The organism is Streptomyces aurantiaciflavus, assembly GCF_049808595.1.
In the GTDB taxonomy this organism is placed as follows: Bacteria; Actinomycetota; Actinomycetes; order Streptomycetales; family Streptomycetaceae; genus Streptomyces.
In genome coordinates this window covers 25,706-50,413 of sequence record NZ_JBNCAQ010000026.1, presented here as the reverse complement: position 1 = coordinate 50,413, position 24,708 = coordinate 25,706, and the positions used below count along the sequence as shown (strand labels likewise).

Genomic DNA, 24,708 nt, shown 5'->3' with positions numbered 1-24,708 from the left:
GCGTGCTGCTTCTCGGTCCTGGTCATGGGCGTGCGGCCTCCCGGTGGGTGAGGTGGGCGAGGGTGTCGAAGCCGGTGCCGTCGAAGTCGGCGACGGAGGTGGCGAGGCGGTTCTTCAGGGGGGCCGTCCAGCGGTCGGGGAGGGCGGTGGGGTCGCCGGTGAGGAGGCCGGCGATGCTGCCGGCGGTGGCGCCGTCGGAGTCGGTGTCCCAGCCCCCCGACACAGCCCGGGAGACGGAGCCGGTGAAGTCGCCGTCGGCGTGGGTGAGGGCGGCGGCGAGCAGGGCGGTGTTGGGGATCGCGTGGACCCAGTGGTAGGTGGCGGCGTGGGTGGCGTGGAGTTCGTCCACCACCGTGTCGAAGTCCTCGTGGGAGCCCGCCAGTTGGATGGCGTGGGTGATCGCCTCGGCCAGGCGGGAGCGGGGTGGGACCACCGTCAGGCCGGTGCGGAGGCAGGCGTGGATGTCGTGCGTGCCGGTCGCCGCGGCGGCGATCGCAGCGGCCGTGAACATCGCCGCGTAGACGCCGTTGGCGGTGTGGGTGAGGGTGGCGTCCGTGTGGGCCTGTTCCGCGGCGGCGGCCGGGTCGCCGGGATTGGTCCAGCCGTGGACGTCGGCGCGGATGAGGGCGCCGATCCATTCGCGGAAGGGGTTGCGGTGGCGGGCGGTGTACGGGGGTTCGATGCCGGAGAGGAGGTTGCGGTAGGCGAGGCGTTCGGCGGTGAAGGTGCGGCCGGCGGGGAGTTCGGCCAGCCAGAGTTCCGCCACGTCGGTGGTGGTGAAGGTTCTGCCGTGGCGTTGCAGCAGGAGCAGGTTGAGCAGGGGGTAGTTGAGGTCGTCGTCCTCGGGCATGCCGTCGATGTTCTCGGCGAGGGAGGTCGGGGCCGAGCGGCGGTTCCAGGGGTACGCCGCAAGGAGGTCCGGTGGGACTCCTTGCGCGGTGAAGTAGGTGCTGAGGGGCCAGTTGCCGGTGGATCGGGCGAGTTGGCGGATGCCGTGGAGGGGGAGCTTCTCCACCGGTTTGCCCAGGAGGCAGCCGGCGGCTCGGCCCAGCCAGGCTGCTTCCAGGCCGGCCTGGGTGAGGGCCGGGACAGTCCGACGCGGCCAGTTGGGGCAGAGCGCCTTGATCCGGTCCAGGTCCGTCGGCTCGTGTTCCGTCAAGCTGCTGGGCAGGTCGGCCAGTTCGTCCAGCAGGTCTTCCGCCAGGAGACGGAGGTAGCGGGAGGCGCGGGGGGAGGAGGCGCCGGCTCGGGGTGGGGGTTCGCAGCCGCCCGCTGCCTTCCAGCGGGCGGCGACCGCCGACGGTTCGCGGCCGTCCTGGGTGGCCTGACGCAGTTCGTGGCCGAGGAGGTCTTCCGGCTGGACCCAGGTCAGGCGGAGCATGCCTGGCCTCCGATCCCGGTGAACGCCTGCTCGTGGGCCCTGCGGCGGCGCAGGTCCTTCTGGAAGATCTCCCTGGTCACGTCGGTGAGCGTTCTCGCCGGCTCCCACAGGTCCAGGCGGCTGGCCTCCGCGACCTGCTTCGACCAGTCGTCCGGGACGCAGGAACCGAGGGCTCCGGCCAACGCGCCGGCCATCGTGGCGATCGAGTCGCAGTCGCGGCCGTAGTTCACCGCGCCCAGGACGGCGTGACGGTAGTCGCCGCCGGCGACGAGCAACATGCCGAGGGCGACGGGGAGTTCCTCGATCGCGTGCAGACGGGAGGGGCGGCGCGCGGCGAGTGAGGGCCGGCGGTAGTCGGGGCCGACCGTGTCGTACGGAGCCACCGCTTCCCGCAGCGGGACCAACGCCGACTCGAAGTCCTTGTGGCCGGTCGCCGCTTCGCAGACCTTCTCGATGGCCGCCCGAGTGCCGTCCTTGGCCAGGGCCAGGCAGGCCGTCACCACCGACTCCGCCGTCGCGCCCGGCGCGCAGGCCGCCGCCACCGCTGCCGCGAACACGCCCGCCGCCTCACGGCCGTACGACGACTGGTGGGCGCCCGCCAGGTCGATCGCCTCGGCGTAGGCGGCCGGCGGGTTGGCCGCGTTGACCAGGCCGACCGGGGCCACGTACATCGCGGCGCCGCAGTTGACGATGTTGCCGACGCCTGCCTCGCGGGGGTCGACATGGCCGTAGTGGAGGCGTGCCACCAGCCATTTCTCCGCCAGGAAGACACGGTGCAGGGGGAGGGCCTCGGCCTCCAGTTCCGGGATCCAGCGCGGGGTCGTCATCAGGTCGGGGACCAGGTGGTCGGCGAGTGCGTACGCGTCGAGATGGTCGCGGACCGTGGCGTAGACCCTCACCAGCGCGTGGGTCATCAAGGTGTCGTCGGTGACGTGGCCGTCGCCCTTGTGGTACGGGGCGATGGGGCGGGCGGTGCGCCAGGCGTCGCCGTTCCAGGGGCCGACGATGCCGTGGACGCGGCCGCCGTGGCGCTGGAGGATCTGGTCGGGGGAGTAGCCCTCGACGGGGCCGCCGAGGGCGTCGCCCACGGCCGCGCCGACGAGGGCGCCGGTGATGCGCTGCTCCAGGGTCGCGCCGGTTCCGCCGTCCCCTCCGTACTGTTCTTCTCTTTTGGGTGCCATGCCCCGAATCATCCTCCTGGCGGGGGCGGTTGTACGGCTTCCAGGAGTTCGGCGAGTTCCACCAGGTCCGTGCCGGTGAGGCGGGGGAGGGCGCAGCCGGAGAGTGTGCGGCAGGTGTCGCGCCAGGTGGCCGGGATCGCCTCACCGCCACCCAACGCGCCGGTCAGGGCGCCCGCGAGAGCGGGAGCGGAGTCCGCGACCCGGGACAGACAGGCCGCCGCCGGTACGGCTTCCGCGATACGGCCGCCGGACGCCAGAGCCAGGGCGAGAGCGACCGGGACCGTCTCGGCGGCCGCGATGCCGTAGCTGTAGACGTGGTCGACGATCTCGTGCTCCAGGAGGGGGACCAGGGCGAAGGCGCTCTCGGCGTCCTGCGCGAGCTTGAGCGCGTGGCGGGTGTTGCGGCCGATCTCCGTCTCCTCGGGAAGCTCGGCGAGGGCCGCGGTCACACAGGTCCCGATGTCCGCGCCGACCAGGGCCAGCGCGATCGCCGCGGCCATCGCCCGGGCGCCGTGCACGCCGTCGCCGTCCTGGGTGTAGCGGGCGTCGAACTCGGCGAGCTCCGCGGCGAGTCGGGGGTCGCCGGGGTGGGCCACGGCCAGCACGCACGCGCGTACGCACGCCGCGTCGTCGAAGTAGTGCGGGTTGTCGTGGCCGGTGGCGGGCGGGCGCAGGCCGGCGGCGAGGTTGCCGAGGCCGGCGCGTACGGAGATACGGGCGCGCAGGGGGAGCACGGCCGACTCGACCTCGGGCGCGCGGTCGGCTGCCGCCGCGACCTCGCTCGCGACGGCGTTCCAGGTGAGGTCGATGGCGGCGCGGGTTCGGCGTTCCCGGCTCAGGTCGCCCAGGGCGGTGTCGTCGCCGGCCCGCAGGACGGCCTCCGCGGCGAAGGCCGCCCACTCGGCGTCGTCGGAGGGGCCCAGGCGGAGGGGTTCGGGGGGCTGGTTGAGGGCGATGGGGACGGGGAGGGTGGTCGTTGCGTTCTGTTCGGCGAAGGTGTCCAGTTCGCGGGTGAGGCGGCGGGTCCAGTCGGGCATACGGGCGGCTCGATGGCGGGCGGCGGGCCAACCGGCGGCGTCGCCTGCGGCCAGGCCCAGCAGGAGGCCCTCGACGCGGGTTGTCTGCCGACGGCGGGGCTGGTCGACGGCCTCGGCGTTGCCCTGCCGGGGGCGGGGCTGGTCGACGGCCTCGGCGTTGCCCTGCCGGGGGCGGGGCTGGTCGACGGCCTCGGCGTTGCCCTGCCGGGGGCGGGACTGGTCAACGGCCTCGGCTTCGCCTTCGGCCGTGTCGTTCCCACCCGCACCACCCGTGCGGGCATCGTTGTCGGGTGCGGGTGGCCCCTGTGGGGCCTCCCCGCCGTCGGCGGCCGCGCCCGCGCTCGGTTCCGCGGTGGGCGTGGGTTCGCTCGGCCCCGTCCGAGCCTCGTTCACGCCCGGCCCCGTCCGAGCCTCGTTCACGCTCGGCCCCGTCCGAGCCTCGTTCACGCCCGGCCCCGTCCGAGCCTCGTTCACGCCCGGCCCCGTCCGAGCCTCGTTCACGTCCGGCTTCGCCCGAGCCTCGTTCACGTCCGGCTCCGCCCGAGCCTCGTTCACGTCCGGCTTCGCCGGGGCCTCGTCAACGCTCGGCTCCGCCAGGGCCTCCTCTGTGGTCGGATGCGCTGTGGGCGTGGTCTGGCCCGCGCCCATGGCCGTCCCCTCGTCCCAAGGTCCCGGTGGTCTCATGAGGTCGCCTCCGGGGTGGGGGGTGCGGGTGTCTCGCCTCGGGCGGGAGGGGCCTCGCAGTCCGGTGTCAGGAGTTCCGCTACGTCCAGGACGTGGTGGCCTGCCATCGAGGGGAGGCAGGTGCCGCGTGCCGGGCCGATGGCCGCCGCCCAGTCGGCCGGGATGGCCGGCGCGCCCTGGGTGGCGCCCGCGAGGGCGCCGGCGACCGCCGCTGTCGTGTCGGCGTCGCGGCCCATGTTCACGGCGGTGAGGACGGCCTGGGTGAAGTCGCCGTCGGCCGCCGCGTACGCGCCGAAGGCGAGGGCGACCGCTTCGGGGGCCAGGTCGGTCCAGGGGTAGCCGCCGATCACGACGGCCGAGCGGACCGCGCGTTCGCCGCGGTGGGCCACCGCCACCGCGCGGCGCAGGGAGCGGGCCGTCCAGGAGTCGTCGGGGACGACGGCGAGCGCGGAGGCCACCACCGCGACCGTCGGTGCGCCCGCCATCGCCGCCGCCACGCCCGCCGCGACCGCCTGGCCGCCGTAGATGCCCTCGCCGTCGTGGCTGACGGAGCCGTCGATCGCGACCAGGCGGGCGGCCTCGGCGGGGCGGCCGGCGGCGAAGACGCCGAAGGGGGCCGCGCGCATGGCGAGGCCGTCGCTCCAGGCGTGGCGGTGCTGGGCGGAGATGGGGGCGGCGAGGCCCCGGCGGAGGTTCTCCAGGGTGCCGCGTTCGCTGAAGCCCGCCCCGCGGAAGGGTCCCTCCGCGCGGTCGGCGATCCATTCGTGCCAGGCCGCCTCCACATGGGCCGGGGTGAGCGCCGAGCCGTGGCGGGCCAGTAGCAGGCCCGAGAAGATCGCGTACTCGGTGTCGTCGGTGCCGGCCGGCTTCTCGGCGACGTAGCCCGTGATGCGGCCCCAGCGGGCGCGGATCTCCGAGGGCTTCAGGTTCTCGGCCGGTGCTCCGAGGGCGTCTCCGACGGCGAGCCCGAGCAGTGCGCCGCGGGCCCGTTCGCGGAGTTCGGCGGCGTCCCCCGGCGCCCGGACCGGGGGGATGCAGGCGGTGGATGCCATACGGGGCCTCTCCTGAGGGGGTTCCGCACGGGCGCGGAGCCCTTTGCGGATGTGTCCCACCGTCGGCGGTTGACCTTGGCCTGCGGGCCGCCATGTCACCCGGTCGACATCTGTGCGGCCTCCCGATCGAATGAGCAGGAAAGGGTAAAACCGCAGGTTAGCCCAGCCTTTCCTTGCTGGCGGGCGGGAATGGCGAGACGTACTCTGGGCGTTGTCGAAAAGTAGAAGTAGTCCAAAGACGAAGTCGACAAGGCCGCCCGTGCTCGCGCGCCGGGTGGTGCCGAGACGTTTCCCCTGGAGATCGGTATGGCCCTCATCGAGACCGAGGCGGCGCTGCACGAGGCGCACCGCGACAACCACACGCACCGGGACGTCAACGGCGGCTGGCTGCGGCCCGCCGTCTTCGGCGCGATGGACGGTCTGGTCTCCAACCTCGCTCTGATGACCGGTGTGGCGGGTGGGTCGGTCGGTCAGCACACCATCGTGCTGACCGGGCTCGCGGGGCTCGCCGCCGGCGCCTTCTCCATGGCCGCCGGTGAGTACACCTCGGTCGCCTCGCAGCGTGAGCTCGTCGAGGCCGAACTCGACGTGGAACGGCGCGAGCTGAGAAAGCACCCGAAGGACGAGGAGGCCGAGCTGGCGGCGCTGTACGAGGCCCGCGGGGTCGAGTCCCACCTCGCGCGGGAGGTCGCCAGGCAGTTGTCGCGCGATCCCGAGCAGGCCCTGGAGATACACGCCCGCGAGGAGCTGGGCATCGATCCCGGCGATCTGCCGTCGCCGCTGGTCGCCGCCGTGTCGAGCTTCGGCTCCTTCGCGCTGGGGGCGCTGCTGCCCGTCCTGCCCTATCTGCTGGGCGCGACCGCGTTGTGGCCGGCCGTCCTGCTCGCGCTGCTCGGGCTCTTCCTGTGCGGTGCCGTCGTGGCGCGGGTGACCGCGCGGAGCTGGTGGTACAGCGGTCTGCGGCAGCTCGCCCTCGGTGGTGCCGCGGCCGGTGTGACGTACGCCCTGGGCAGTTTGTTCGGAACGGCCGTAGGATAGTTCGGCCGCTACTTATGCGTGGGGCCGCATAAGTAGCCGTTACTGACTGGTTTCGAATGCTTAACCACCGGGCATGAGCCGTAAGCGCTGTGGGCAAAGACGCCTGCGGCGCACTCGCGGGATGGGCGACGACGCTCCTCCCGCCCCGCGGGCCGATGGACACCGATCTGATCGATCTTGTCCGGCTCGGTCCCCACATACTTCAAGCCGTTGTGCGCGGCACCCGTCGCCACCCCGCGGCGTCCGCATGCTGGAACGGAGTATCCGGTTCCCGAGCACCGCTCCATCATGTAACCTGCACGAAATTTTGCACTCACGCAGAGGGCCAACGTCGTCCCTCGGCAATCTGCATATGCCACTTGAGACGACGACGGGAGAGCCGATGCGTACGCCGCGCCAGCCGTCCCAGCACTCCGCGAATGGCCAGAACTGGTCCTTCATGGATGCTCGCCCTGCTGCGCAGGGTATGTACGACCCCCGCAACGAGCACGACGCCTGCGGCGTCGGCTTCGTGGCCACCCTCACGGGCGAGGCGAGCCACACGCTGGTCGAGCAGGCGCTGACCGTTCTGCGCAACCTCGAGCACCGCGGCGCCACCGGCTCCGAGCCGGACTCCGGCGACGGCGCGGGCATCCTGACCCAGGTGCCGGACGCCTTCTTCCGCGAGGTGGCCGGCTTCGAACTGCCCGAGGCCGGTGCCTACGCCGTCGGTATCGCCTTCCTGCCGGAGGACACCGCCGCCGAGACCGTCTCGCAGATCGAGACGATCGCCGGTGAGGAGGGCCTCACGGTCCTCGGCTGGCGCGAGGTCCCCGTCGCCCCCGAACTGCTCGGCGCCACCGCCCGGTCGACGATGCCCGCCTTCCGCGAGATCTTCGTCGCCGACGGCGGGTCGAAGGGCATCGCCCTCGACCGCAAGGCCTTCGTGCTGCGCAAGCGCGCCGAGCGCGAGGCCGGCGTCTACTTCCCGTCGCTGTCCGCGCGGACGATCGTCTACAAGGGCATGCTGACCACCGGCCAGCTGGAGCCGTTCTTCCCCGACCTGTCCGACCGCCGCTTCGCCTCGGCCGTCGCCCTGGTCCACTCCCGCTTCTCCACGAACACCTTCCCGAGCTGGCCGCTCGCCCACCCCTACCGCTTCGTCGCGCACAACGGTGAGATCAACACCGTCAAGGGCAACCGCAACTGGATGCGCGCCCGCGAGTCGCAGCTCGTCTCCGACCTGTTCGGGTCGGACGAGAGGGCCATCGAGCGCATCTTCCCGGTCTGTACGCCGGACGCCTCGGACTCGGCGTCCTTCGACGAGGTGCTGGAGCTGCTGCACCTCGGCGGCCGTTCGCTGCCGCACTCCGTGCTGATGATGATCCCGGAGGCGTGGGAGAACCACGACTCCATGGACCCGGCCCGCCGCGCCTTCTACCAGTACCACTCCACGATGATGGAGCCCTGGGACGGCCCCGCCTGCGTCACCTTCACCGACGGCACCCAGGTCGGCGCCGTCCTCGACCGCAACGGTCTGCGCCCCGGCCGCTACTGGGTCACCGACGACGGCCTCGTCGTCCTCGGCTCCGAGGTCGGCGTCCTCGACATCGACCCCGCCAAGGTCGTCCGCAAGGGCCGCCTGCAGCCCGGCAAGATGTTCCTCGTCGACACCGCCGAGCACCGCATCATCGAGGACGACGAGATCAAGGCGCAGCTCGCCGCCGAGAAGCCGTACGCCGAGTGGCTGGAGGCCGGCGAGATCGAGCTGGGCGACCTGCCCGAGCGCGAGCACATCGTGCACACCCACGCCTCGGTCACCCGCCGCCAGCAGACCTTCGGCTACACCGAGGAAGAGCTGCGCGTCATCCTCGCGCCGATGGCCAAGGCCGGTGCCGAGCCGATCGGTTCGATGGGCACCGACTCGCCGATCGCCGCGCTCTCCTCGCGCCCGCGGCTGCTCTTCGACTACTTCACCCAGCTGTTCGCGCAGGTCACCAACCCGCCGCTGGACGCGATCCGCGAGGAGCTCGTCACCTCCCTGCGCTCGTCGCTGGGCCCCGAGGGCAACCTGCTGGAGCCGACCGCCGCGTCGTGCCGGAGCGTCACCCTGCCCTTCCCGGTCATCGACAACGACGAGCTGGCCAAGCTCATCCACATCAACGCCGACGGCGACATGCCCGGCTTCAAGGCCGCGACCCTGTCCGGTCTGTACCGGGTGCACGGCGGGGGCGAGGCGCTGGCCGCGCGCATCGAGGAGATCTGCGCCGAGGCCGACGCCGCCATAGACAACGGCGCCCGTCTGATCGTCCTGTCGGACCGCCACTCCGACGCCGAGCACGCGCCGATCCCGTCGCTGCTGCTCACCGCCGCCGTCCACCACCACCTCATCCGCACCAAGCAGCGCACCCAGGTGGGCCTGCTGGTCGAGGCCGGTGACGTCCGCGAGGTCCACCACGTCGCCCTGCTGATCGGCTTCGGCGCCGCCGCCGTCAACCCGTACCTGGCGATGGAGTCCGTCGAGGACCTGCTGCGCGCGGGCACCTTCATCAACGGCCTGGAGCCCGAGAAGGCGATCCGCAACCTCATCTACGCCCTCGGCAAGGGCGTCCTGAAGGTCATGTCCAAGATGGGCATCTCGACCGTCGCCTCCTACCGCGGCGCCCAGGTCTTCGAGGCCGTCGGCCTCGACGAGGCCTTCGTCGAGAAGTACTTCAACGGCACGGCCACCAAGATCGGCGGCGTCGGCATCGACGTCATCGCCCAGGAGGTCGCCGCCCGGCACGCCAAGGCGTACCCGGCGTCCGGCATCGCGCCCGCCCACCGCGCGCTGGAGATCGGCGGCGAGTACCAGTGGCGCCGCGAGGGCGAGCCGCACCTGTTCGACCCGGAGACGGTCTTCCGGCTCCAGCACTCCACGCGCTCCGGCCGCTACGACATCTTCAAGAAGTACACGGACCGGGTGAACGAGCAGTCCGAGCGCCTCATGACGCTGCGCGGCCTGTTCGGCTTCAAGACCGAGGGCCGGCAGCCGATCTCCATCGACGAGGTCGAGCCGGTCTCCGAGATCGTCAAGCGCTTCTCCACCGGCGCCATGTCGTACGGCTCCATCTCCAAGGAGGCGCACGAGACCCTCGCCATCGCCATGAACCAGCTGGGCGGCAAGTCCAACACCGGTGAGGGCGGCGAGGACCCCGAGCGCCTGTACGACCCGGCGCGCCGCAGCGCCATCAAGCAGGTCGCCTCCGGCCGCTTCGGCGTGACCTCGGAGTACCTGGTCAACGCGGACGACATCCAGATCAAGATGGCCCAGGGCGCCAAGCCCGGCGAGGGCGGCCAGCTGCCCGGCCACAAGGTGTACCCGTGGGTGGCGAAGACCCGTCACTCGACCCCGGGTGTCGGTCTGATCTCCCCGCCCCCGCACCACGACATCTACTCCATCGAGGACCTGGCCCAGCTGATCCACGACCTGAAGAACGCGAACCCGCAGGCGCGGATTCACGTCAAGCTGGTCTCCGAGGTCGGCGTCGGCACGGTCGCGGCGGGTGTGTCCAAGGCGCACGCGGACGTCGTCCTCATCTCCGGCCACGACGGCGGTACGGGCGCCTCGCCGCTGACCTCGCTGAAGCACGCGGGCGGCCCCTGGGAGCTCGGCCTCGCCGAGACCCAGCAGACGCTGCTGCTCAACGGCCTGCGCGACCGCATCGTCGTGCAGACCGACGGCCAGCTGAAGACCGGCCGTGACGTGATCATCGCCGCGCTGCTCGGCGCCGAGGAGTTCGGTTTCGCGACCGCGCCGCTCGTCGTCTCCGGCTGCGTCATGATGCGCGTCTGCCACCTGGACACCTGCCCGGTCGGCATCGCCACCCAGAACCCGACGCTGCGCGACCGCTTCACCGGCAAGGCCGAGTACGTGGTGAACTTCTTCCAGTTCATCGCGCAGGAGGTCCGCGAACTCCTCGCCGAGCTGGGCTTCCGCTCCATCGAGGAGGCCGTCGGCCACGCCGAGGTCCTCGACGTCGAGCGCGCCGTCGACCACTGGAAGGCGCAGGGCCTGGACCTGGAGCCGCTGTTCCACGTGCCCGAGCTGCCCGAGGGCGCGGTGCGCCACCAGCTGATCGCCCAGGACCACGGCCTGGAGAAGGCGCTCGACAACGAGCTGATCAAGCTCGCCGCCGACGCGCTGGCCGCCGACTCGGCGACCGACGCCCAGCCGGTGCGCGCCCAGGTCTCCATCCGCAACATCAACCGCACGGTCGGCACCATGCTCGGCCACGAGGTGACGAAGAAGTTCGGTGGCGCGGGCCTGCCCGACGACACCGTCGACATCACCTTCACCGGTTCCGCGGGCCAGTCCTTCGGCGCCTTCCTCCCGCGCGGTGTCACGCTGCGCCTGGAGGGCGACGCCAACGACTACGTCGGCAAGGGCCTCTCCGGCGGCCGGGTGATCGTCCGTCCCGACCGGGGCGCCGACCACCTCGCCGAGTACTCGACGATCGCGGGCAACACCATCGCGTACGGCGCGACCGGCGGTGAGCTGTTCCTGCGCGGTCGTACCGGCGAACGGTTCTGCGTGCGCAACTCCGGCGCGACCGTCGTCTCCGAGGGCGTGGGCGACCACGGCTGCGAGTACATGACCGGCGGTCACGCGGTGGTCCTCGGCGAGACGGGCCGCAACTTCGCGGCCGGCATGTCCGGCGGTGTCGCCTACGTGATCGACCTGAACCGCGACAACGTCAACGTCGGCAACGTCGACGCGATCGAGGCGCTGGACGACACGGACAAGCAGTGGCTGCACGACGTGGTGCGCCGCCACGCCGAGGAGACGGGCTCGACCGTCGCCGAGAAGCTCCTCGCCGACTGGGACGCGTCCGTGGCCCGCTTCAGCAAGATCATCCCCAGCACGTACAAGGCAGTGCTCGCCGCCAAGGACGCCGCCGAGCGAGCCGGTCTCTCCGAGACCGAGATCACCGAGAAGATGATGGAGGCGGCGACCAATGGCTGATCCCAAGGGCTTTCTCAACCACGGCCGCGAGGTCGCCAGGACCCGCCCCGTCGAGGAGCGCGTCAAGGACTGGAATGAGGTCTACGTCGCCGGTTCGCTGCTGCCGATCATCAGCAAGCAGGCCAGCCGGTGCATGGACTGCGGCATCCCGTTCTGCCACAACGGCTGTCCGCTGGGGAACCTGATCCCCGAGTGGAACGACTACGCCTACCGCGAGGACTGGGCGGCCGCCTCCGAGCGCCTGCACGCCACGAACAACTTCCCGGAGTTCACGGGCCGCCTGTGCCCCGCTCCGTGCGAGTCGGCGTGTGTGCTGGGCATCAACCAGCCGCCGGTTACTATCAAGAACGTCGAGGTCTCGATCATCGACAAGGCGTGGGAGACCGGTGACGTCGCCCCGCAGATCCCCGAGCGCCTGTCGGGCAAGACCGTCGCGGTCATCGGTTCCGGCCCGGCCGGCCTGGCCGCCGCCCAGCAGCTCACGCGGGCGGGCCACACCGTCGCCGTCTACGAGCGCGCGGACCGCATCGGAGGCCTCCTCCGCTACGGCATCCCCGAGTTCAAGATGGAGAAGCGGCACATCAACCGCCGTATCGAGCAGATGCGCGCGGAGGGCACCCGCTTCCGCACCGGCATCGAGATCGGCCGCGACCTCAAGGCGACCGACCTGAAGAAGCGGTACGACGCGATCGTCATCGCCGCCGGCGCGACGACCGCCCGTGACCTGCCGGTGCCGGGCCGCGAGCTCAAGGGCATCTACCAGGCCATGGAGTACCTGCCGCTGGCCAACAAGGTGCAGGAGGGCGACTACGTCTCCCCGCCGATCTCGGCCGAGGGCAAGCACGTCGTCGTCATCGGCGGTGGCGACACCGGCGCCGACTGCGTGGGCACCGCCCACCGCCAGGGCGCGGCCTCCGTCACGCAGCTGGAGATCATGCCCCGCCCGGGCGAGGAGCGGAACGCCGTCACCCAGCCGTGGCCGACCTTCCCGATGCTGTACAAGGTCACGTCCGCGCACGAGGAGGGCGGTGAGCGGGTCTACTCCGTCTCCACCACCCACTTCGAGGGCGACGAGGACGGCAACGTCCAGTGGCTGCACCTCACCGAGGTCGAGTTCATCGACGGCAAGCTGACCCCGAAGCCGGGCACCGAGCGCAAGATCCCCGCCCAGCTGGTCACCCTCGCCATGGGCTTCACCGGCACCGACCGCGAGAACGGCCTGGTCGACCAGTTCGGCCTGGACCTCGACGAGCGCGGCAACATCGCCCGCGACGCCGACTTCCAGACCAACGTGCCGGGCGTGTTCGTCGCCGGTGACGCGGGCCGCGGCCAGTCGCTCATCGTGTGGGCGATCGCGGAGGGCCGCTCGGCCGCCCGCGGGGTCGACCGCTTCCTGACCGGCGCCAGCGACCTGCCGGCGCCGATCCGCCCGACGGACCGCGCGCTGATGGTCTGACGGCACACCAAGAACGTCCCGTACAACGGCGTACGGAACACTGACGGCGCCTGTCCACAGTCCCCGACCGGACGACTGGACAGGCGCCGTCGCCTTGTCGTGTGGGAGGGTGGGGCCATGGCCGCCATCACTCTCAGCAAGGTCCAGGAGACCGCACCTGCGCTGGTCAACCTGTACAAGACCGCCGGTGTCTCCCTCACCAAGCACGGCCTGGACGGACTGCGCGCCGCCGTCTACCTGGTGGTCGACTACTCCGGTTCGATGAAGCCGTACTACCGGGACGGCAGTGTGCAGGCGCTCGCCGACCGGGTGCTGGGACTCTCCGCGCACCTCGACGACGACGGCCGGGTGCCCGTGGTCTTCTTCTCCACCGACGTCGACGCCGTCACCGACATCGCCCTCGCCGACCACCAGGGGCGCGTCGAGCGGATCGTGGCGGGCCTCGGGCACATGGGCAAGACCAGCTACCACCTGGCGATGGACGCCGTCATCGACCACTACCTGGACAGCGGCTCCACCGCTCCCGCCCTGGTCGTCTTCCAGACCGACGGCGGCCCGATCAACAAGCTCGCCGCCGAACGGTATCTGTGCAAGGCGGCGAAGCTACCGCTGTTCTGGCAGTTCATCGGCTTCGGCGACCCGGGCAGCCGCCAGTTCGACTACCTGCGCAAGCTCGACGAGCTGTCCGTACCGGACAAGCGCGCCGTCGACAACGCCGGTTTCTTCCACGCCGGTGCCGACCCCCGGCAGGTGTCGGACGCGGAGCTGTACGACCGGCTGGTGGGCGAGTTCCCGAAGTGGCTGGTGGCCGCGCGAGCGCAGGGGATCGTACCGCCGGGCCGGTGAGCCGGTCTCACGAGGGAGCCCGGAGGACGTCCGCACGGCACTCGTCCGGGCTGCCCCACGCCGTGCGCAGGGCGCGGGCCTTGGTGAGCCACAGGGACAGGTCGTACTCGGCCGTGTAGCCGATCGCACCGTGCAGATGCAGCGCCGTCCGGGCGGTGGTGTACGCCGCCTCGCAGGCGCGCAGCTTCGCGGCGGCCACGTCCGCCGGGGCCAGGGTGAGCGCGGCGCCGAGGACGAGCGGGCGCGCGAACTCCAGGGCGACTCTCGCGTCCGCCAGCCGGTGCTTCACCGCCTGGAAGGAGCCTATGGGCACGCCGAACTGCACGCGCTGCCGCACATACGCGACGGTCCGGTCGAGCAGCGCGAGGCCGACGCCGAGGGCCTGCGCGGCCGTGGCGAGGCGGGCCAGCGCGAGGGCCTGCGGCAGGGGCGGCTGCGGGGCGAGGAGTTCGCCGCCCGGGAGGAGGACGCTGAGCCGGCGGGCGGGATCGAGGGAGGCCCGTACGGCGGCCGCGCCGGGCGCCAGACGCAGCCCGTCGGGGGAGAGGGAGAAGCGGTGGGCGGCCACGTCCGCGTCCAGCGCGTACGAGCCGTCGTACGCGACCGTCGCCATCGCCTCGCCCGTGGCGAGCCCCGGCAGGAACCGTTCGGCGTGAGCCGTCCCGGCGAGCAGCGCGGCGGCGGTGACCGTCTCCACCAGCGGCCCCGGCACCGCGTGCCGCCCCAACTCGACGAACGCGACGGCGAGTTCCACGGGCCGGACACCCACCCCCTCGTACTCTTCGGGGACCGCCAGCGCGAAGACACCGGCCTGCGCGACACGGGACCACAGTGCCCGTCCGCCCGCGGGGTCGCCGCGGCTCCAGTCCCGCACCACCGAGGGCGTGTCCGCGGCTGTGAGCATCGTGTGCAGCGAGTCCGCGAACGCCCGCTGTTCGGTGTCGAGGAGGAAGCGCATCAGCGGCGTCCCTTCGGCAGGCCCAGCAGGCGTTCGGCGATGATGTCGCGCTGGATCTCGTTCGTCCCGGCGTAGATGGGTCCGGCGAGGGAGAAGACGTACCGCTCGGACCAGTCGGAGTCCGCCAACTCGCCGTCGGCGCCCAGCAGATCGAGGGCCGTCTCGTGCAGCGCGATGTCGTACTCGGACCAGAAGACCTTGTTCAGGCTGGCCTCCGGGCCCAGCGGCTCGCCCGCCAGGAAGCGGGAGGCGGCGGCGTAGGTGAACAGCTGGTAGGCGCGGGCGCCGATCAGGGCGTCGGCGACGCGGTGCGCGACGCTGTCCGGGCTGCCCCGGTCCTGCCAGAGGGCGTGGAGGCGGTCGGCCGAGGCGAGGAACCGCCCGGGGGACCGGAGCGTGAGCCCACGCTCGTTGGCAGCCGTCGACATGGCGATCCGCCACCCTTGGCCCGGTTCGCCGATCACGTCCTCGTCGGGCACGAACACGTCGTCCAGGAACAGCTCCGCGAACGCCGGCTTCCCGTCGAGCCGGCCGATCGGGCGGACCGTGACGCCGGACGCCCGCAGGTCGAACATCACGTAGGTGAGGCCCTGATGGGGCTTCGGGGCATCGGGGTCGCTGCGGAACAGGCCGAAGGCGCGGTCGGCGAAGGCCGCGCGGGAGGACCAGGTCTTCTGGCCGCTCAGCAGCCAGCCGCCGGACGTGCGGACCGCCTTCGCCCTGAGGGACGCCAGGTCCGAGCCGGCCTCGGGCTCCGACCAGGCCTGCGCCCAGATCACCTCGCCGGTGGCCATGGCCGGCAGGACGCGGGCGCGCTGCTCCGCGGTGCCGTGGGCGAAGAGGGTGGGGGCGAGGAGACCGACGCCGTTCTGGCTGACGCGTCCCGGTGCGCCCGCCGCGTAGTACTCCTCCTCGAAGAGCAGCCAGCGGATCAGGCCGGCGTCCCGGCCGCCGTACCGCGCCGGCCAGTCGACCACCGACCAGCGGTCCGCGGCCAGCTCGGCCTCCCAGGCGCGATGGGCGGCGAAGCCCGCCTCGGTCTCCAGGGAGGCGAGGGGAGCGGACGGCACATGGGCCTTCAGCCAGGCACGGGCCTCGGCCCTGAAGGCTTCCTCTTCCTGCGTGAAGGCGAGATCCATCGACGACGATCCTTCCCTAACAAGTGTTTGGTAGGTTAGCGTGGCCCTATGACAGGCGTCGAGACTCCGGCGTACGTACCCGGGCACGGGCTGCTGGCGGGGCGTACCGCCGTCATCACCGCGGCCGCGGGCGCGGGAATCGGCGGCGCGACCGCTCGCCGCTTCCTCGAAGAGGGAGCGCGCGTGCTGATCAGCGACGCCCACGCCCGGCGGCTGAAGGAGCACGAGGCCGAGCTGGGACGGCGGTTCCCGGGCGCGGTCGCGGCGCTCACCTGCGATGTCACCGACGAGACCCAGGTGAGGGCACTGTTCGAGGCGGCCGTGCGGGAGCACGGGCGGCTGGACGTCGTGGTCAACAACGCGGGCCTCGGAGGCACCTCCGCGCTCGTGGACATGAGCGACGAACAGTGGTCGCGCGTGCTGGACGTGACGCTGAACGGCACCTTCCGGTGCACCCGGGCCGCGCTCCGCCTCTTTCGCGAGCAACGCGACCGAGGCGACGGCGGCGTGATCGTCAACAACGCCTCCGTCGTCGGCTGGCGTGCCCAGGCAGGCCAGGCACACTACGCCGCCGCCAAGGCGGGCGTGATGGCGCTGACCCGGTGCGCCGCGGTCGAGGCGGCGGAGTACGGGGTGCGGGTCAACGCCGTCGCACCGAGCCTGGCCATGCATCCCCACCTCGCCAAGGTGACCTCAGCCGAACTCCTGGAGGAACTGACCTCCCGCGAGGCCTTCGGACGCTACGCCGAGCCCTGGGAGGTCGCCAACGTGATCGTCTTCCTGGCCTCCGGCTACTCCTCGTACATGACCGGCGAGGCCGTGTCGGTCAGCAGTCAGCGGGCCTGAGGCGGGAGGCGAGAATGTGCGCGTGCCTACGAAGAAGCAACCCCAGGTGACCGCCAAAGAGCCCCCCGCGGCCGCCGCCCCCCGCGACCGCCGCCGCGAACTCCTCGCCACCGCCGCCGAGGTCTTCGCCGAGCAGGGCTACAACGCCACCACCGTCCGCAAGATCGCGGACCACGCGGGCATGCTCGCGGGCAGCCTCTACTACCACTTCGACTCCAAGGAGTCGATGCTGGAGGAGATCCTGCGCACCTTCCTCGACGAGCTCTGGGACGGCTACGACGCCGTCCTGGACGCCGGACTGGGCCCGCGCGAGACCCTCGAAGCCCTGGTCACCGAGTCGTTCCGGGAGATCGACCGGCACCGCGCCGCCGTCGCGATCTACCAGAAGGAGTCCAGACAGCTGGCGGCGCAGGAACGGTTCACGTTCCTCGCCGACTCGCAGCGCAAGTTCGAGAAGGCATGGCTGTCCACGCTGGAGCGCGGGGTCGCCGACCGGGTCTTCCGGTCCGACCTCGACGTCCGGCTCACCTACCGCTTCGTGCGCGACACCGTCTGGGTCGCCGCGTCCTGGTACCGGCCCGGCGGACAGCACAGCCCGGAGGAGATCGCCCGGCAGTACCTGTCGATGGTGCTGGACGGGATCGCCGTGCGTACGTAACTCACGTAGCTCATCGGAGAGTCTGGGGAGTTGCCATGGCCGAGGCCTACATCGTCGAAGCGGTCCGCACGCCCGTGGGGCGGCGTGGGGGAGGGCTCGCCGGGGTCCACCCCGCCGACCTGGGCGCACACGTCCTGAAGGCCCTGGTCTCCCGGGCCGGGGTCGACCCGGCCGCCGTCGAGGACGTCGTCTTCGGCTGCCTGGACGCCGTCGGACCGCAGGCCGGCGACATCGCGCGCACCTGCTGGCTGGCGGCCGGGCTGCCCGAGGAGGTGCCGGGCGTGACCGTGGACCGGCAGTGCGGCTCCTCGCAGCAGGCCGTGCACTTCGCCGCGCAGGCCGTGCTGTCCGGCACCCAGGACCTGGTCGTGGCGGGCGGCGTGCAGAACATGTCGCAGATCCCGATCGCCTTCGCCACCCGGCAGGCCGCCGAGCCGCTCGGCTTCACCCAGGGCCCCTTCGCCGGCAGCGAGGGCTGGCGGGCCCGCTACGGCGACCGGCCCGTCAACCAGTTCGCCGGCGCCGAGATGATCGCCGCCAAGTGGGGCATCAGCCGACCGGACCAGGAGGAGTTCGCCCTGCGCTCCCACGAGCGGGCGGTCCGGGCCATCGACGAGGGCCGCTTCGACCGGGAACTGACGCCGTACGGGGACGCCGCCGTCGACGAGGGGCCACGCCGGGACACCTCCCTGGAGAAGATGGCCGCGTTGAAACCGGTCATCGACGGCGGCACGGTCACCGCCGCCTGCTCCTCACAGGTCTCCGACGGCGCCGCCGCCCTGCTCCTGGCCTCGCAGGACGCGGTCCGCGAGCACGGACTGCGGCCCCGGGCCCGCGTCCACCACCTCTCCGTGCGCGGCGAGGACCCCATCCGCATGCTCACCGCACCGATCCCCGCCACCGCCCACGCCCTGAAGAAGACCGGTCTCACCATCGACGACATCGACCTCGTCGAGATCAACGAGGCCTTCGCACCCGTCGTCCTCGCCTGGCTGAAGGAGACGGGCGCCGACCCGGAGAAGGTCAACGTCAACGGAGGCGCGATCGCCCTCGGCCATCCGCTGGGCGCGACGGGCGCCAAACTGATGACGACCCTGCTCCACGAACTGGAACGCACGGGCGGCCGCTACGGCCTCCAGACCATGTGCGAAGGCGGCGGACAGGCCAACGTCACCATCATCGAACGGCTGTGACGCGAGCGGCGGAGCACGGCCACCGCTTCGGCGGACGGAGTCCGGCACAGGCTCCCGAAGCCTGTGAGGCCCCTCGGGCCGAGCAGTGCGAGGGGGCCGTTGGGGGTGGTGCCATGTGCGAAGGCGGCGGACAGGCCAACGTCACCATCATCGAACGGCTCTGAGCGCCTCCAGCCCCTCCAGTGCCTCCTGCGCCTCCTTCATGATCCGCTCCACCAACTCGGCGCACGACGGCAGGTCGTCGATCACTCCGGCGACCTGCCCCGCCGCCATCACCCCCAGATCCGTCCGGCCGTCCACCATCGCCGACTTCAGCAGCATCGGCGTGTTCGCGGCCAGCAGGACCTGACTCCAGGACAGCTCCTTGCCGTGCCGCAGGGCGAGCCCGTCGCGGACCAGCTGCCGCCAGGTCAGCCCGGACAGCCGCCGGAACCCCGCCGCCCGCCGGACCGCCTGCCCCAGCGCCCGCACCCGCCCGGACCGCTCCAGGGCGTCCACCAGCTCCGTGCGCAGCATGCGGTGCGGCAGACCGTCCACCGCCCAGGTCACGGTGACGTCCCGGACCGTCGCCGCCAGGTACCGCGCCTTCACCGCGTCCGGCACCGTCGAGTCCGACGTCAGCAGGAACCGCGTGCCCATGCCGACCCCCGCGGCCCCGTACGCCAGCGCCGCGACCAGCCCCCGCCCGTCGAAGAAGCCGCCCGCAGCCACGACCGGGATGTCCACGGCGTCCACCACCTGCGGCAGCAGCACCGTCGTCGCCACCTCGCCGGTGTGCCCGCCGCCCTCCCCGCCCTGCACGAGCACCGCGTCCGCCCCCCACGCGGCGACCTTCTCGGCATGCCGGCGCGCGCCGACGGAGGGGATGACGACGACACCCGCCGCCTTCAGCTCGGCGATCAGCTCCCGGGACGGGGCGAGCGCGAAGGACGCCACCCGCACACCCTCGTCGACGAGGACACCGACCCGGTCCCCGGCGTCCTGCGCGTCCGCGCGGAGGTTGACCCCGAACGGCGCGTCGGTCCGGGACCTCACCTCGCGTATCGCCTCACGCAGCCGGTCGACGGTCATCGTCGCCGAGGCCAGGACGCCCAGCGCGCCCGCGTTCGCCGCCGCCGCGACCAGGCGGGGGCCCGCCACCCATCCCATCCCGGTCTGCACGATCGGGTGACGGACCCCGACCAGCCGGGTGAGCGCGGTCTCCATCACTGCGGGACCTCCCGTGCGCGGGCGTTGTGCGGATCGACCACCTCACGGACCAGCTCCAGCTCCCGCGCCGTCGGATCACGGGTGTACGGCACCTCGTCCGGGACCGCGAGCGCGAACCCGGTCGCCTCCCGCACCTCCTGCACCGTCACCCCCGGATGCAGCGACGCCAGCCGCAGCGAGCGGTCGGGTGTGGCGAAGTCGAGGACGGCGAGGTTGGTCACGACCCGCGCGAGGTGGTGGTAGCGGGCGCCGTCGGCGTGGTCGTACCCCACCCCGCACACCATGTCGACCCGCTCGACGAAGACCCGCCGGGAGTGCTTGGGGACCCAGTAACTCGTCGGGTGGTTCAGGGTGTTGACCGGTGCCCCGCGCACCCCGAGCAGTTGCCGGGTGGGCCGGCTCCAGTCGCCGATGCAGGAGATGTTCTGGTTGCCGTACCGGTCGAGCTGGCTCGCGCCCATCATCACGTGCCGGCGCCCGCCGGCGGCCAGGGCCAGATGCCGCCGGTACGGCAGCCAGCCCTCGACGGTGCCGTCCGCGTCCACGAGCATCGCCTCGCCGTCGGTGAGCAGCAGGTCCGGGGCGAAGGTGCGCCGGGCGAGCCGCGCGCCGATGGACGGGATCACACCCATCGGGCTCGCCAGGATCTCGCCCGCGCCCCGCCAGGCCTCGGCGCAGGCGATCACGCAGTACTCCGCGCGGGTCGCGGGGGCCCGTGAATCGCCGGTGACCGGCGCGGCCCGGTGGCCGTCGACATGGGTCATGACCGCTCCTCGTGCCAGGCCCGCACGGCCGCCCGGTACGCCTGCTCGTCCCCGTCCGCCAGGAACCGCCCGGCGAACTCCGCCCACGGCAGGCCCGCGTACTCCTTCTGGAAGGCCTCGTCCCGCCCGTAGTCCGGCGCGCAGGACGTGAAGTGCGCGCCCTGCGGCGCCTCGACCACGCCCGTCACCGTGTGCCGCCTGATCAGCAGGGTCTGCGGCGGGGCCTCCTTCGTCAGCTCGGCCGTGTCCACGATCCGCTCGCAGGAGACGTAGGCCGCGTCCGCCGCCTCGCAGAACAGGTCGTCGAAGTAGGGATCGGGACCGAGGTACTGCCCGTTGCCCCGCCGATCGGCCCGCCCCACGTGCACCAGCGCCGCGTCCAGCCGCAGCGCGGGCATCGCGACGAACGTCTCCCCGTCCTCGTACGGCGAAGTGACCGTCCGCAGCTGTGGGTTGACCCGCATCACGTCCGAACCGATCCCCGCCCGCACCGGCAGGAACGGCAGCCGGTTCGCGGCGGCGTGCAGCCCCCACATGAACATCGCCTCGTCGACCTCCGTCAGTTCGAACGCGCCGCGCTCGCGCGCCGCCCGGTAGTGCGGTTCGAGCGGGATCGAGTCGAGCGTGACGAAAGCGGTGACCAGCCTGCGGATCCGGCCGGCCGCCGCGAGCATCCCGATGTCCGGACCGCCGTACGAGACGACCGTGAGGTCGGTGACGTCGGAGCGCAGCAGCGCGCGGACCAGGGCCATCGGCTTGCGGCGCGCACCCCAGCCGCCGATGCCGAGGGTCATCCCGCTCTCCAGCCGGGAGACGACCTCGTCCGCGGTCATCGTCTTGTCCCTCACCTACGTCCCCTCCTTCCCTGAACTCGCGTCCTTCCCGAAACCCGCGCGGACCCGGTCGGCGACTCCGCTCGCGCTCGCCTCGAAGGTGAAGCCCTGCTCGAAGCGGTAGCTGCGGCGCACGTCGACCGGATCGATGCCGTTCAGCGCGGCCTTGGCCAGCCGCAGCAGCTCCCCGTCCTTCGCGGCGATCTCACGGGCCAGCTCCAGCGCGGCCCCGAGCAGCTCGCCGGGCGGCACCACCCGCCACACCGCGCCGTGCGCGTGCAACTCGGCCGCCGTGACCGTGCGCGACGTGAAGTACAGCGTGCGCATCAAGTGCTGCGGGACCAGCCGGGCCAGATGCGTCGCCGCGCCCAGAGCGCCCCGGTCCAGCTCGGGCAGCCCGAACACCGCGTCCTCACCGGCCACGATCGCGTCCGCGTTCCCCACCAGCCCCACCCCGCCGCCCAGACAGAAGCCCCGCACCGCCGCCACCACCGGCACCTCGCACTCGTACACCGCCGCGAAGGCCTCGAAGCAGCCCCGGTTGGCGCCGACCAGCGCGCCGGCCCCCCGCGTCTGTATCTCCTTGATGTCCACGCCCGCGTTGAACCCCCGCCCCTCGGCGGTCAGCACCACACACCGCACCTGCGGATCACGGCCGGCCGCGCGCACGGCGTCGGCCAGCGCGAACCAGCCCTCCACCGGCAGCGCGTTCACCGGTGGGAAGTCGACGGTGACGACGGAAATCCCCTTTTCCGGGGACGAGGTGGAGACACCCATGCGCGCATCAGCTACCTTCGCACTCAGCTACCTTTCCACCAAACATTTGTTAGGTGTGAGGCTTCGAAGCTAGCAGTCGCCGCAGACGAGCGGGAGGCCCTGTGGAAAACCCGGAAGCCGCTCCTGTGGAAAACCAGCAGGCCGCTCCCGTGCAACGCCGACAGGCCGCTCCGGCGCAAGACCGGCAGACCGCTCCGGCGCAAGACCGGCAGACCGCTCCGGTGCAAGACCGGCAGACCGCTCCCGCGGGCGACTCGCCGCAGGGCAGGACGGTCGTCGTCACCGGCGGCACCCGGGGCGTCGGCGCCGGCATCGCGCGAGCCTTCGCCGAGGCCGGCGCCGAGGTCGTGATCTGCGCCCGCCGCCCACCCGAAGTCCCCTTGCCGAACACGGAGTTCGTGCCGCTGGACGTACGGGACGCCGATGCCGTACGGCACTTCTTCACCGCTCTGCCCCGGCTGGACGTCCTCGTCAACAACGCGGGCGGCGCCCCCTACCGTCCTCTCGCCCGGGCCGAGGCCGAACGGCACGTCCGCGTCCTCGAACTGAACCTCCTCGCGCCGCTCACCGTGTCCCTCGCCGCCTACGAGCACCTCAAGCGGGCCAGGGGCTCGATCGTGATGATCGGCAGCGTCAGCGGCAGCCGCCCCTCGCCCGGCACGGCGGCGTACGGAGCGGCCAAGGCGGGACTGGAGAACCTCGCCCGCTCGATGGCCGTGGAATGGGCGCCGGACATCCGCGTCAACACCCTCGTCGTCGGCATGGTCCGCACCGAGCGGTCCCACCTCCACTACGGCGACGACGACGGGATCGCCGCCGTCGCCCGCACCGTTCCGCTCGGCCGCCTGGCCGACCCGGCGGACGTCGGCGCCGCGGCCGTCTTCCTCGCCTCGGACGCCGCCGCCTACATCAGCGGGGCGAGCCTCCACGTCCACGGCGGCGGGGAGCGGCCCGCGTTCCTGGACGCGGCGAACGCGGCGGACCGGGCGGACGCGGCGAACACGGCAACCGTCAACCGTCAACAGGGAGAAGTGAGATGAGCGGAATCTGCGCGGGCCGGGTCGTCGTCGTCACCGGCGCCGGCCGGGGCCTCGGCCGCGCCCACGCCCTCGCGTTCGCCGCCGAGGGCGCCCGCGTCGTCGTCAACGACCTCGGGGTCGGCCTGGACGGCACCCCGCACCCCGACAGCCCGGCCGCCCGGGTCGCCGCAGAGATCCGCGAGGCGGGTGGCGAGGCCGTCGCACACGCCGCCGACATCGCCACGAGTCAGGGCGCCGCATCCCTCGTCGCGACCGCCCTGGAGACGTACGGCCGTCTCGACACCCTCGTCAACAACGCCGGCTTCCTGCGCGACCGCATGCTGGTCAACCTCGACGAGGACGACTGGGACGCTGTCGTACGCGTTCATCTCAAGGGCCACTTCCTCCCCCTGAAGTACGCGGCGGCGCACTGGCGTGCCGAGGCCAAGGCCGGCCGCACGCCCACCGCCCGGGTCGTCAGCACCAGCAGCGGAGCGGGTCTGCTGGGCTCGGTGGGGCAGGGCAACTACAGCGCCGCGAAGGCCGGGATCGTCGCCCTCACGCTGGTCGCGGCCGCCGAACTCGCCCGCTACGGCGTCCAGGTCAACGCCATCGCCCCCGCCGCCCGCACCCGCATGACCGAACGCACCTTCGCCGACGCCATGGCCGCACCCGCCACCGGCTTCGACGCGATGGCCCCGGAGAACGTCTCCCCGCTGGTGGTCTGGCTCGGCTCCCCCGCGAGCGAGGGCGTCACGGGCCGTGTCTTCGAGGCGGAGGGCGGGCGGATCACCGTCATGGAGGGCTGGCGCCCGGGCCCCACGGCAGACAAGGGAGCGCGATGGAGCCCGGCGGAAGCGGGGGAGACGGTGACGAAGCTGCTGACGGAAGCGACGGTTCCGGGGGCGGTCTACGGGGCGTGAGAATCCGGGGGGATCTGAGGAGGGCGGGCGGGCTGGGGCGTGAGGAGGCCGAGCGGGCTGGGGACTTGGGAGACCGAGCGGGCTGGGACTTGAGGAGGCCGGTGTGCCGGTCACGCTCCGGGTGGGCTGCCGTCAGTCCGTCAGGCGTGCCGTCGCCCTCCGCTGCTGCTCGGTCATCACCGTGAGGAACCGGTTCACGGTGTCCAGTTCGTCCGTCGTGAACTGCGCGCAGGCCTCGACGATCTCGCGGGCCCAGTCCTCGAAGAACCCGGCGAGTTCGCTGAGTTTCGCCTCGATCGGCTCGACGAGTACGCGGCGCTTGTCCGTGGGGTGCTTGACCCGGCGCACGAAACCCTTGGCCTCCAGCCGGTCGACCAGGCCGGTGACGGAGGCCGGGGCCAGGCCCGTCAGCTCCGCGAGGTCCTTCGCGGTGAGCGGTCCCTGCCGCTGGAGATAGTCGAGGGTCTTCTCCTCCGTGGCGTTCAGGCCCTGCTTCGCGGCGATCGCCGAATGGAACATCACCGTGACGGCACTGTGCTGCCGCCCCACGGTCATGAGGCGTTCGAGCGTGGCGGCCCGTCGGGCGTCGTCGGTCTCTGCCATGTCCGCAGACTAGCAAATATTTCGTTCGGTCGAACTAAGGACTTGCGTCCGCTGGGCTGTCGATGCAAGTATTTCGTTAGGTCGAACGAAATAAATTTCGGGATCGAGTCCAGCGCCCCCACGCCGG

At 72.2% G+C, this 24,708-nt stretch carries 20 protein-coding genes; 9 read left to right on the top strand and 11 right to left on the bottom strand.

Going from position 1 to position 24,708, the window contains the following annotated elements:
* Window positions 1-22: 22 nt before the first annotated feature.
* From ACPT94_RS28160 to ACPT94_RS28145, 4 genes are all read right to left on the bottom strand, one after another.
* On the bottom strand, window positions 23-1,381 hold the full coding sequence (locus tag ACPT94_RS28160) for an ADP-ribosylglycohydrolase family protein (RefSeq protein ID WP_425247126.1): 1,359 nt from the start codon (window positions 1,379-1,381) through the stop codon (window positions 23-25).
* Complete coding sequence (locus ACPT94_RS28155; protein WP_425247125.1) at window positions 1,369-2,562, bottom strand: ADP-ribosylglycohydrolase family protein; 1,194 nt, start codon at window positions 2,560-2,562, stop codon at window positions 1,369-1,371. The genes ACPT94_RS28160 and ACPT94_RS28155 overlap by 13 nt, the downstream gene beginning before the upstream one ends.
* Window positions 2,563-2,570: 8 nt before the next feature.
* Window positions 2,571-3,992, bottom strand: a complete 1,422-nt coding sequence (locus ACPT94_RS28150) for an ADP-ribosylglycohydrolase family protein (protein WP_425247124.1) — start codon at window positions 3,990-3,992, stop codon at window positions 2,571-2,573.
* Window positions 3,993-4,279: 287 nt separating this feature from the next.
* On the bottom strand, window positions 4,280-5,335 hold the full coding sequence (locus ACPT94_RS28145; protein WP_360346150.1) for an ADP-ribosylglycohydrolase family protein: 1,056 nt from the start codon (window positions 5,333-5,335) through the stop codon (window positions 4,280-4,282).
* A 306-nt stretch (window positions 5,336-5,641) separates the two neighbouring features.
* On the opposite strand from ACPT94_RS28145, the gene ACPT94_RS28140 reads away from it, so the two are divergent.
* The 4 genes from ACPT94_RS28140 (at window position 5,642) to ACPT94_RS28125 (ending at window position 13,659) form a co-directional block, all read left to right on the top strand.
* Window positions 5,642-6,373 (top strand): VIT1/CCC1 transporter family protein, encoded by a 732-nt coding sequence (locus ACPT94_RS28140; RefSeq protein ID WP_360346152.1) that lies wholly within the window; start codon window positions 5,642-5,644, stop codon window positions 6,371-6,373.
* A 382-nt stretch (window positions 6,374-6,755) separates the two neighbouring features.
* Window positions 6,756-11,357 carry a glutamate synthase large subunit gene (gene gltB / locus ACPT94_RS28135; protein WP_360346154.1) on the top strand — a complete coding sequence of 1,534 codons (4,602 nt, stop codon included), beginning with the start codon at window positions 6,756-6,758 and terminating at the stop codon, window positions 11,355-11,357.
* Window positions 11,350-12,813 (top strand): glutamate synthase subunit beta, encoded by a 1,464-nt coding sequence (locus ACPT94_RS28130; RefSeq protein ID WP_360346156.1) that lies wholly within the window; start codon window positions 11,350-11,352, stop codon window positions 12,811-12,813. Before gltB ends, ACPT94_RS28130 begins: the two co-directional genes overlap by 8 nt.
* Window positions 12,814-12,930: 117 nt before the next feature.
* A complete protein-coding gene (locus tag ACPT94_RS28125) occupies window positions 12,931-13,659 on the top strand; it encodes a vWA domain-containing protein (RefSeq protein WP_360346158.1) in 729 nt (242 codons plus the stop codon).
* 7 nt (window positions 13,660-13,666) lie between these two features.
* Here the strand turns inward: ACPT94_RS28125 and ACPT94_RS28120 are convergent, their stop codons facing one another.
* Window positions 13,667-14,617 carry an acyl-CoA dehydrogenase family protein gene (locus ACPT94_RS28120; protein WP_360346160.1) on the bottom strand — a complete coding sequence of 317 codons (951 nt, stop codon included), beginning with the start codon at window positions 14,615-14,617 and terminating at the stop codon, window positions 13,667-13,669.
* Window positions 14,617-15,756: an acyl-CoA dehydrogenase family protein gene (locus ACPT94_RS28115; protein WP_360346162.1), complete on the bottom strand. Its 1,140-nt coding sequence runs from the start codon at window positions 15,754-15,756 to the stop codon at window positions 14,617-14,619. The genes ACPT94_RS28120 and ACPT94_RS28115 overlap by 1 nt, the downstream gene beginning before the upstream one ends.
* 48 nt (window positions 15,757-15,804) lie before the next feature.
* On the opposite strand from ACPT94_RS28115, the gene ACPT94_RS28110 reads away from it, so the two are divergent.
* From ACPT94_RS28110 to ACPT94_RS28100, 3 genes are read left to right on the top strand one after another with little or no spacing between them, the layout of a single operon-like run.
* Complete coding sequence (locus tag ACPT94_RS28110) at window positions 15,805-16,602, top strand: SDR family oxidoreductase (RefSeq protein WP_360346164.1); 798 nt, start codon at window positions 15,805-15,807, stop codon at window positions 16,600-16,602.
* A 22-nt stretch (window positions 16,603-16,624) separates the two neighbouring features.
* The gene (locus ACPT94_RS28105; protein ID WP_360346166.1) at window positions 16,625-17,260 is read left to right on the top strand and encodes a TetR/AcrR family transcriptional regulator; all 636 of its coding nucleotides are present in this window, start codon (window positions 16,625-16,627) and stop codon (window positions 17,258-17,260) included.
* Between the two features lie 35 nt (window positions 17,261-17,295).
* The gene (locus ACPT94_RS28100) at window positions 17,296-18,453 is read left to right on the top strand and encodes an acetyl-CoA C-acetyltransferase (RefSeq protein ID WP_360346168.1); all 1,158 of its coding nucleotides are present in this window, start codon (window positions 17,296-17,298) and stop codon (window positions 18,451-18,453) included.
* 147 nt (window positions 18,454-18,600) lie between these two features.
* Here ACPT94_RS28100 and ACPT94_RS28095 read toward each other — a convergent pair whose 3' ends face one another.
* The 4 genes from ACPT94_RS28095 to ACPT94_RS28080 are packed head-to-tail and all read right to left on the bottom strand — an operon-like array spanning window position 18,601 to window position 22,036.
* Complete coding sequence (locus ACPT94_RS28095) at window positions 18,601-19,659, bottom strand: NAD(P)H-dependent flavin oxidoreductase (RefSeq protein WP_360346170.1); 1,059 nt, start codon at window positions 19,657-19,659, stop codon at window positions 18,601-18,603.
* Window positions 19,659-20,426 (bottom strand): CoA-transferase subunit beta, encoded by a 768-nt coding sequence (locus ACPT94_RS28090; protein WP_425247123.1) that lies wholly within the window; start codon window positions 20,424-20,426, stop codon window positions 19,659-19,661. Before ACPT94_RS28090 ends, ACPT94_RS28095 begins: the two co-directional genes overlap by 1 nt.
* On the bottom strand, window positions 20,423-21,274 hold the full coding sequence (locus tag ACPT94_RS28085) for a CoA transferase subunit A (protein ID WP_360346174.1): 852 nt from the start codon (window positions 21,272-21,274) through the stop codon (window positions 20,423-20,425). Before ACPT94_RS28085 ends, ACPT94_RS28090 begins: the two co-directional genes overlap by 4 nt.
* A complete protein-coding gene (locus ACPT94_RS28080) occupies window positions 21,275-22,036 on the bottom strand; it encodes an enoyl-CoA hydratase family protein (protein ID WP_360346176.1) in 762 nt (253 codons plus the stop codon).
* A gap of 221 nt (window positions 22,037-22,257) precedes the next feature.
* Here ACPT94_RS28080 and ACPT94_RS28075 point away from each other — a divergent pair, with 221 nt between their 5' ends.
* Window positions 22,258-23,076, top strand: coding sequence for an SDR family oxidoreductase (locus ACPT94_RS28075; RefSeq protein ID WP_425247122.1), 819 nt, complete (start codon window positions 22,258-22,260; stop codon window positions 23,074-23,076).
* Window positions 23,073-23,978: an SDR family oxidoreductase gene (locus ACPT94_RS28070; RefSeq protein ID WP_360346180.1), complete on the top strand. Its 906-nt coding sequence runs from the start codon at window positions 23,073-23,075 to the stop codon at window positions 23,976-23,978. Before ACPT94_RS28075 ends, ACPT94_RS28070 begins: the two co-directional genes overlap by 4 nt.
* A gap of 132 nt (window positions 23,979-24,110) precedes the next feature.
* Here the strand turns inward: ACPT94_RS28070 and ACPT94_RS28065 are convergent, their stop codons facing one another.
* A complete protein-coding gene (locus ACPT94_RS28065; protein ID WP_360346182.1) occupies window positions 24,111-24,581 on the bottom strand; it encodes a MarR family winged helix-turn-helix transcriptional regulator in 471 nt (156 codons plus the stop codon).
* Between the last annotated feature and the right edge of the window lie 127 nt (window positions 24,582-24,708).

Excerpts from the sequence above, each read along its gene's own strand:
- ACPT94_RS28160 (WP_425247126.1), bottom strand. The coding sequence starts at position 1,381 with ATGCTCCGCCTGACCTGGGTCCAGCCGGAAGACCTCCTCGGCCACGAA.
- ACPT94_RS28110 (WP_360346164.1), top strand. The coding sequence starts at position 15,805 with ATGACAGGCGTCGAGACTCCGGCGTACGTACCCGGGCACGGGCTGCTG.
- ACPT94_RS28120 (WP_360346160.1), bottom strand. The coding sequence starts at position 14,617 with ATGCGCTTCCTCCTCGACACCGAACAGCGGGCGTTCGCGGACTCGCTG.
- ACPT94_RS28115 (WP_360346162.1), bottom strand. The coding sequence starts at position 15,756 with ATGGATCTCGCCTTCACGCAGGAAGAGGAAGCCTTCAGGGCCGAGGCC.
- ACPT94_RS28145 (WP_360346150.1), bottom strand. The coding sequence starts at position 5,335 with ATGGCATCCACCGCCTGCATCCCCCCGGTCCGGGCGCCGGGGGACGCC.
- ACPT94_RS28090 (WP_425247123.1), bottom strand. The coding sequence starts at position 20,426 with ATGACCCATGTCGACGGCCACCGGGCCGCGCCGGTCACCGGCGATTCA.
- ACPT94_RS28125 (WP_360346158.1), top strand. The coding sequence starts at position 12,931 with ATGGCCGCCATCACTCTCAGCAAGGTCCAGGAGACCGCACCTGCGCTG.
- ACPT94_RS28100 (WP_360346168.1), top strand. The coding sequence starts at position 17,296 with ATGGCCGAGGCCTACATCGTCGAAGCGGTCCGCACGCCCGTGGGGCGG.
- ACPT94_RS28070 (WP_360346180.1), top strand. The coding sequence starts at position 23,073 with ATGAGCGGAATCTGCGCGGGCCGGGTCGTCGTCGTCACCGGCGCCGGC.
- ACPT94_RS28130 (WP_360346156.1), top strand. The coding sequence starts at position 11,350 with ATGGCTGATCCCAAGGGCTTTCTCAACCACGGCCGCGAGGTCGCCAGG.
- ACPT94_RS28080 (WP_360346176.1), bottom strand. The coding sequence starts at position 22,036 with ATGGGTGTCTCCACCTCGTCCCCGGAAAAGGGGATTTCCGTCGTCACC.
- gltB (WP_360346154.1), top strand. The coding sequence starts at position 6,756 with ATGCGTACGCCGCGCCAGCCGTCCCAGCACTCCGCGAATGGCCAGAAC.
- ACPT94_RS28095 (WP_360346170.1), bottom strand. The coding sequence starts at position 19,659 with ATGGAGACCGCGCTCACCCGGCTGGTCGGGGTCCGTCACCCGATCGTG.
- ACPT94_RS28065 (WP_360346182.1), bottom strand. The coding sequence starts at position 24,581 with ATGGCAGAGACCGACGACGCCCGACGGGCCGCCACGCTCGAACGCCTC.
- ACPT94_RS28155 (WP_425247125.1), bottom strand. The coding sequence starts at position 2,562 with ATGGCACCCAAAAGAGAAGAACAGTACGGAGGGGACGGCGGAACCGGC.
- ACPT94_RS28140 (WP_360346152.1), top strand. The coding sequence starts at position 5,642 with ATGGCCCTCATCGAGACCGAGGCGGCGCTGCACGAGGCGCACCGCGAC.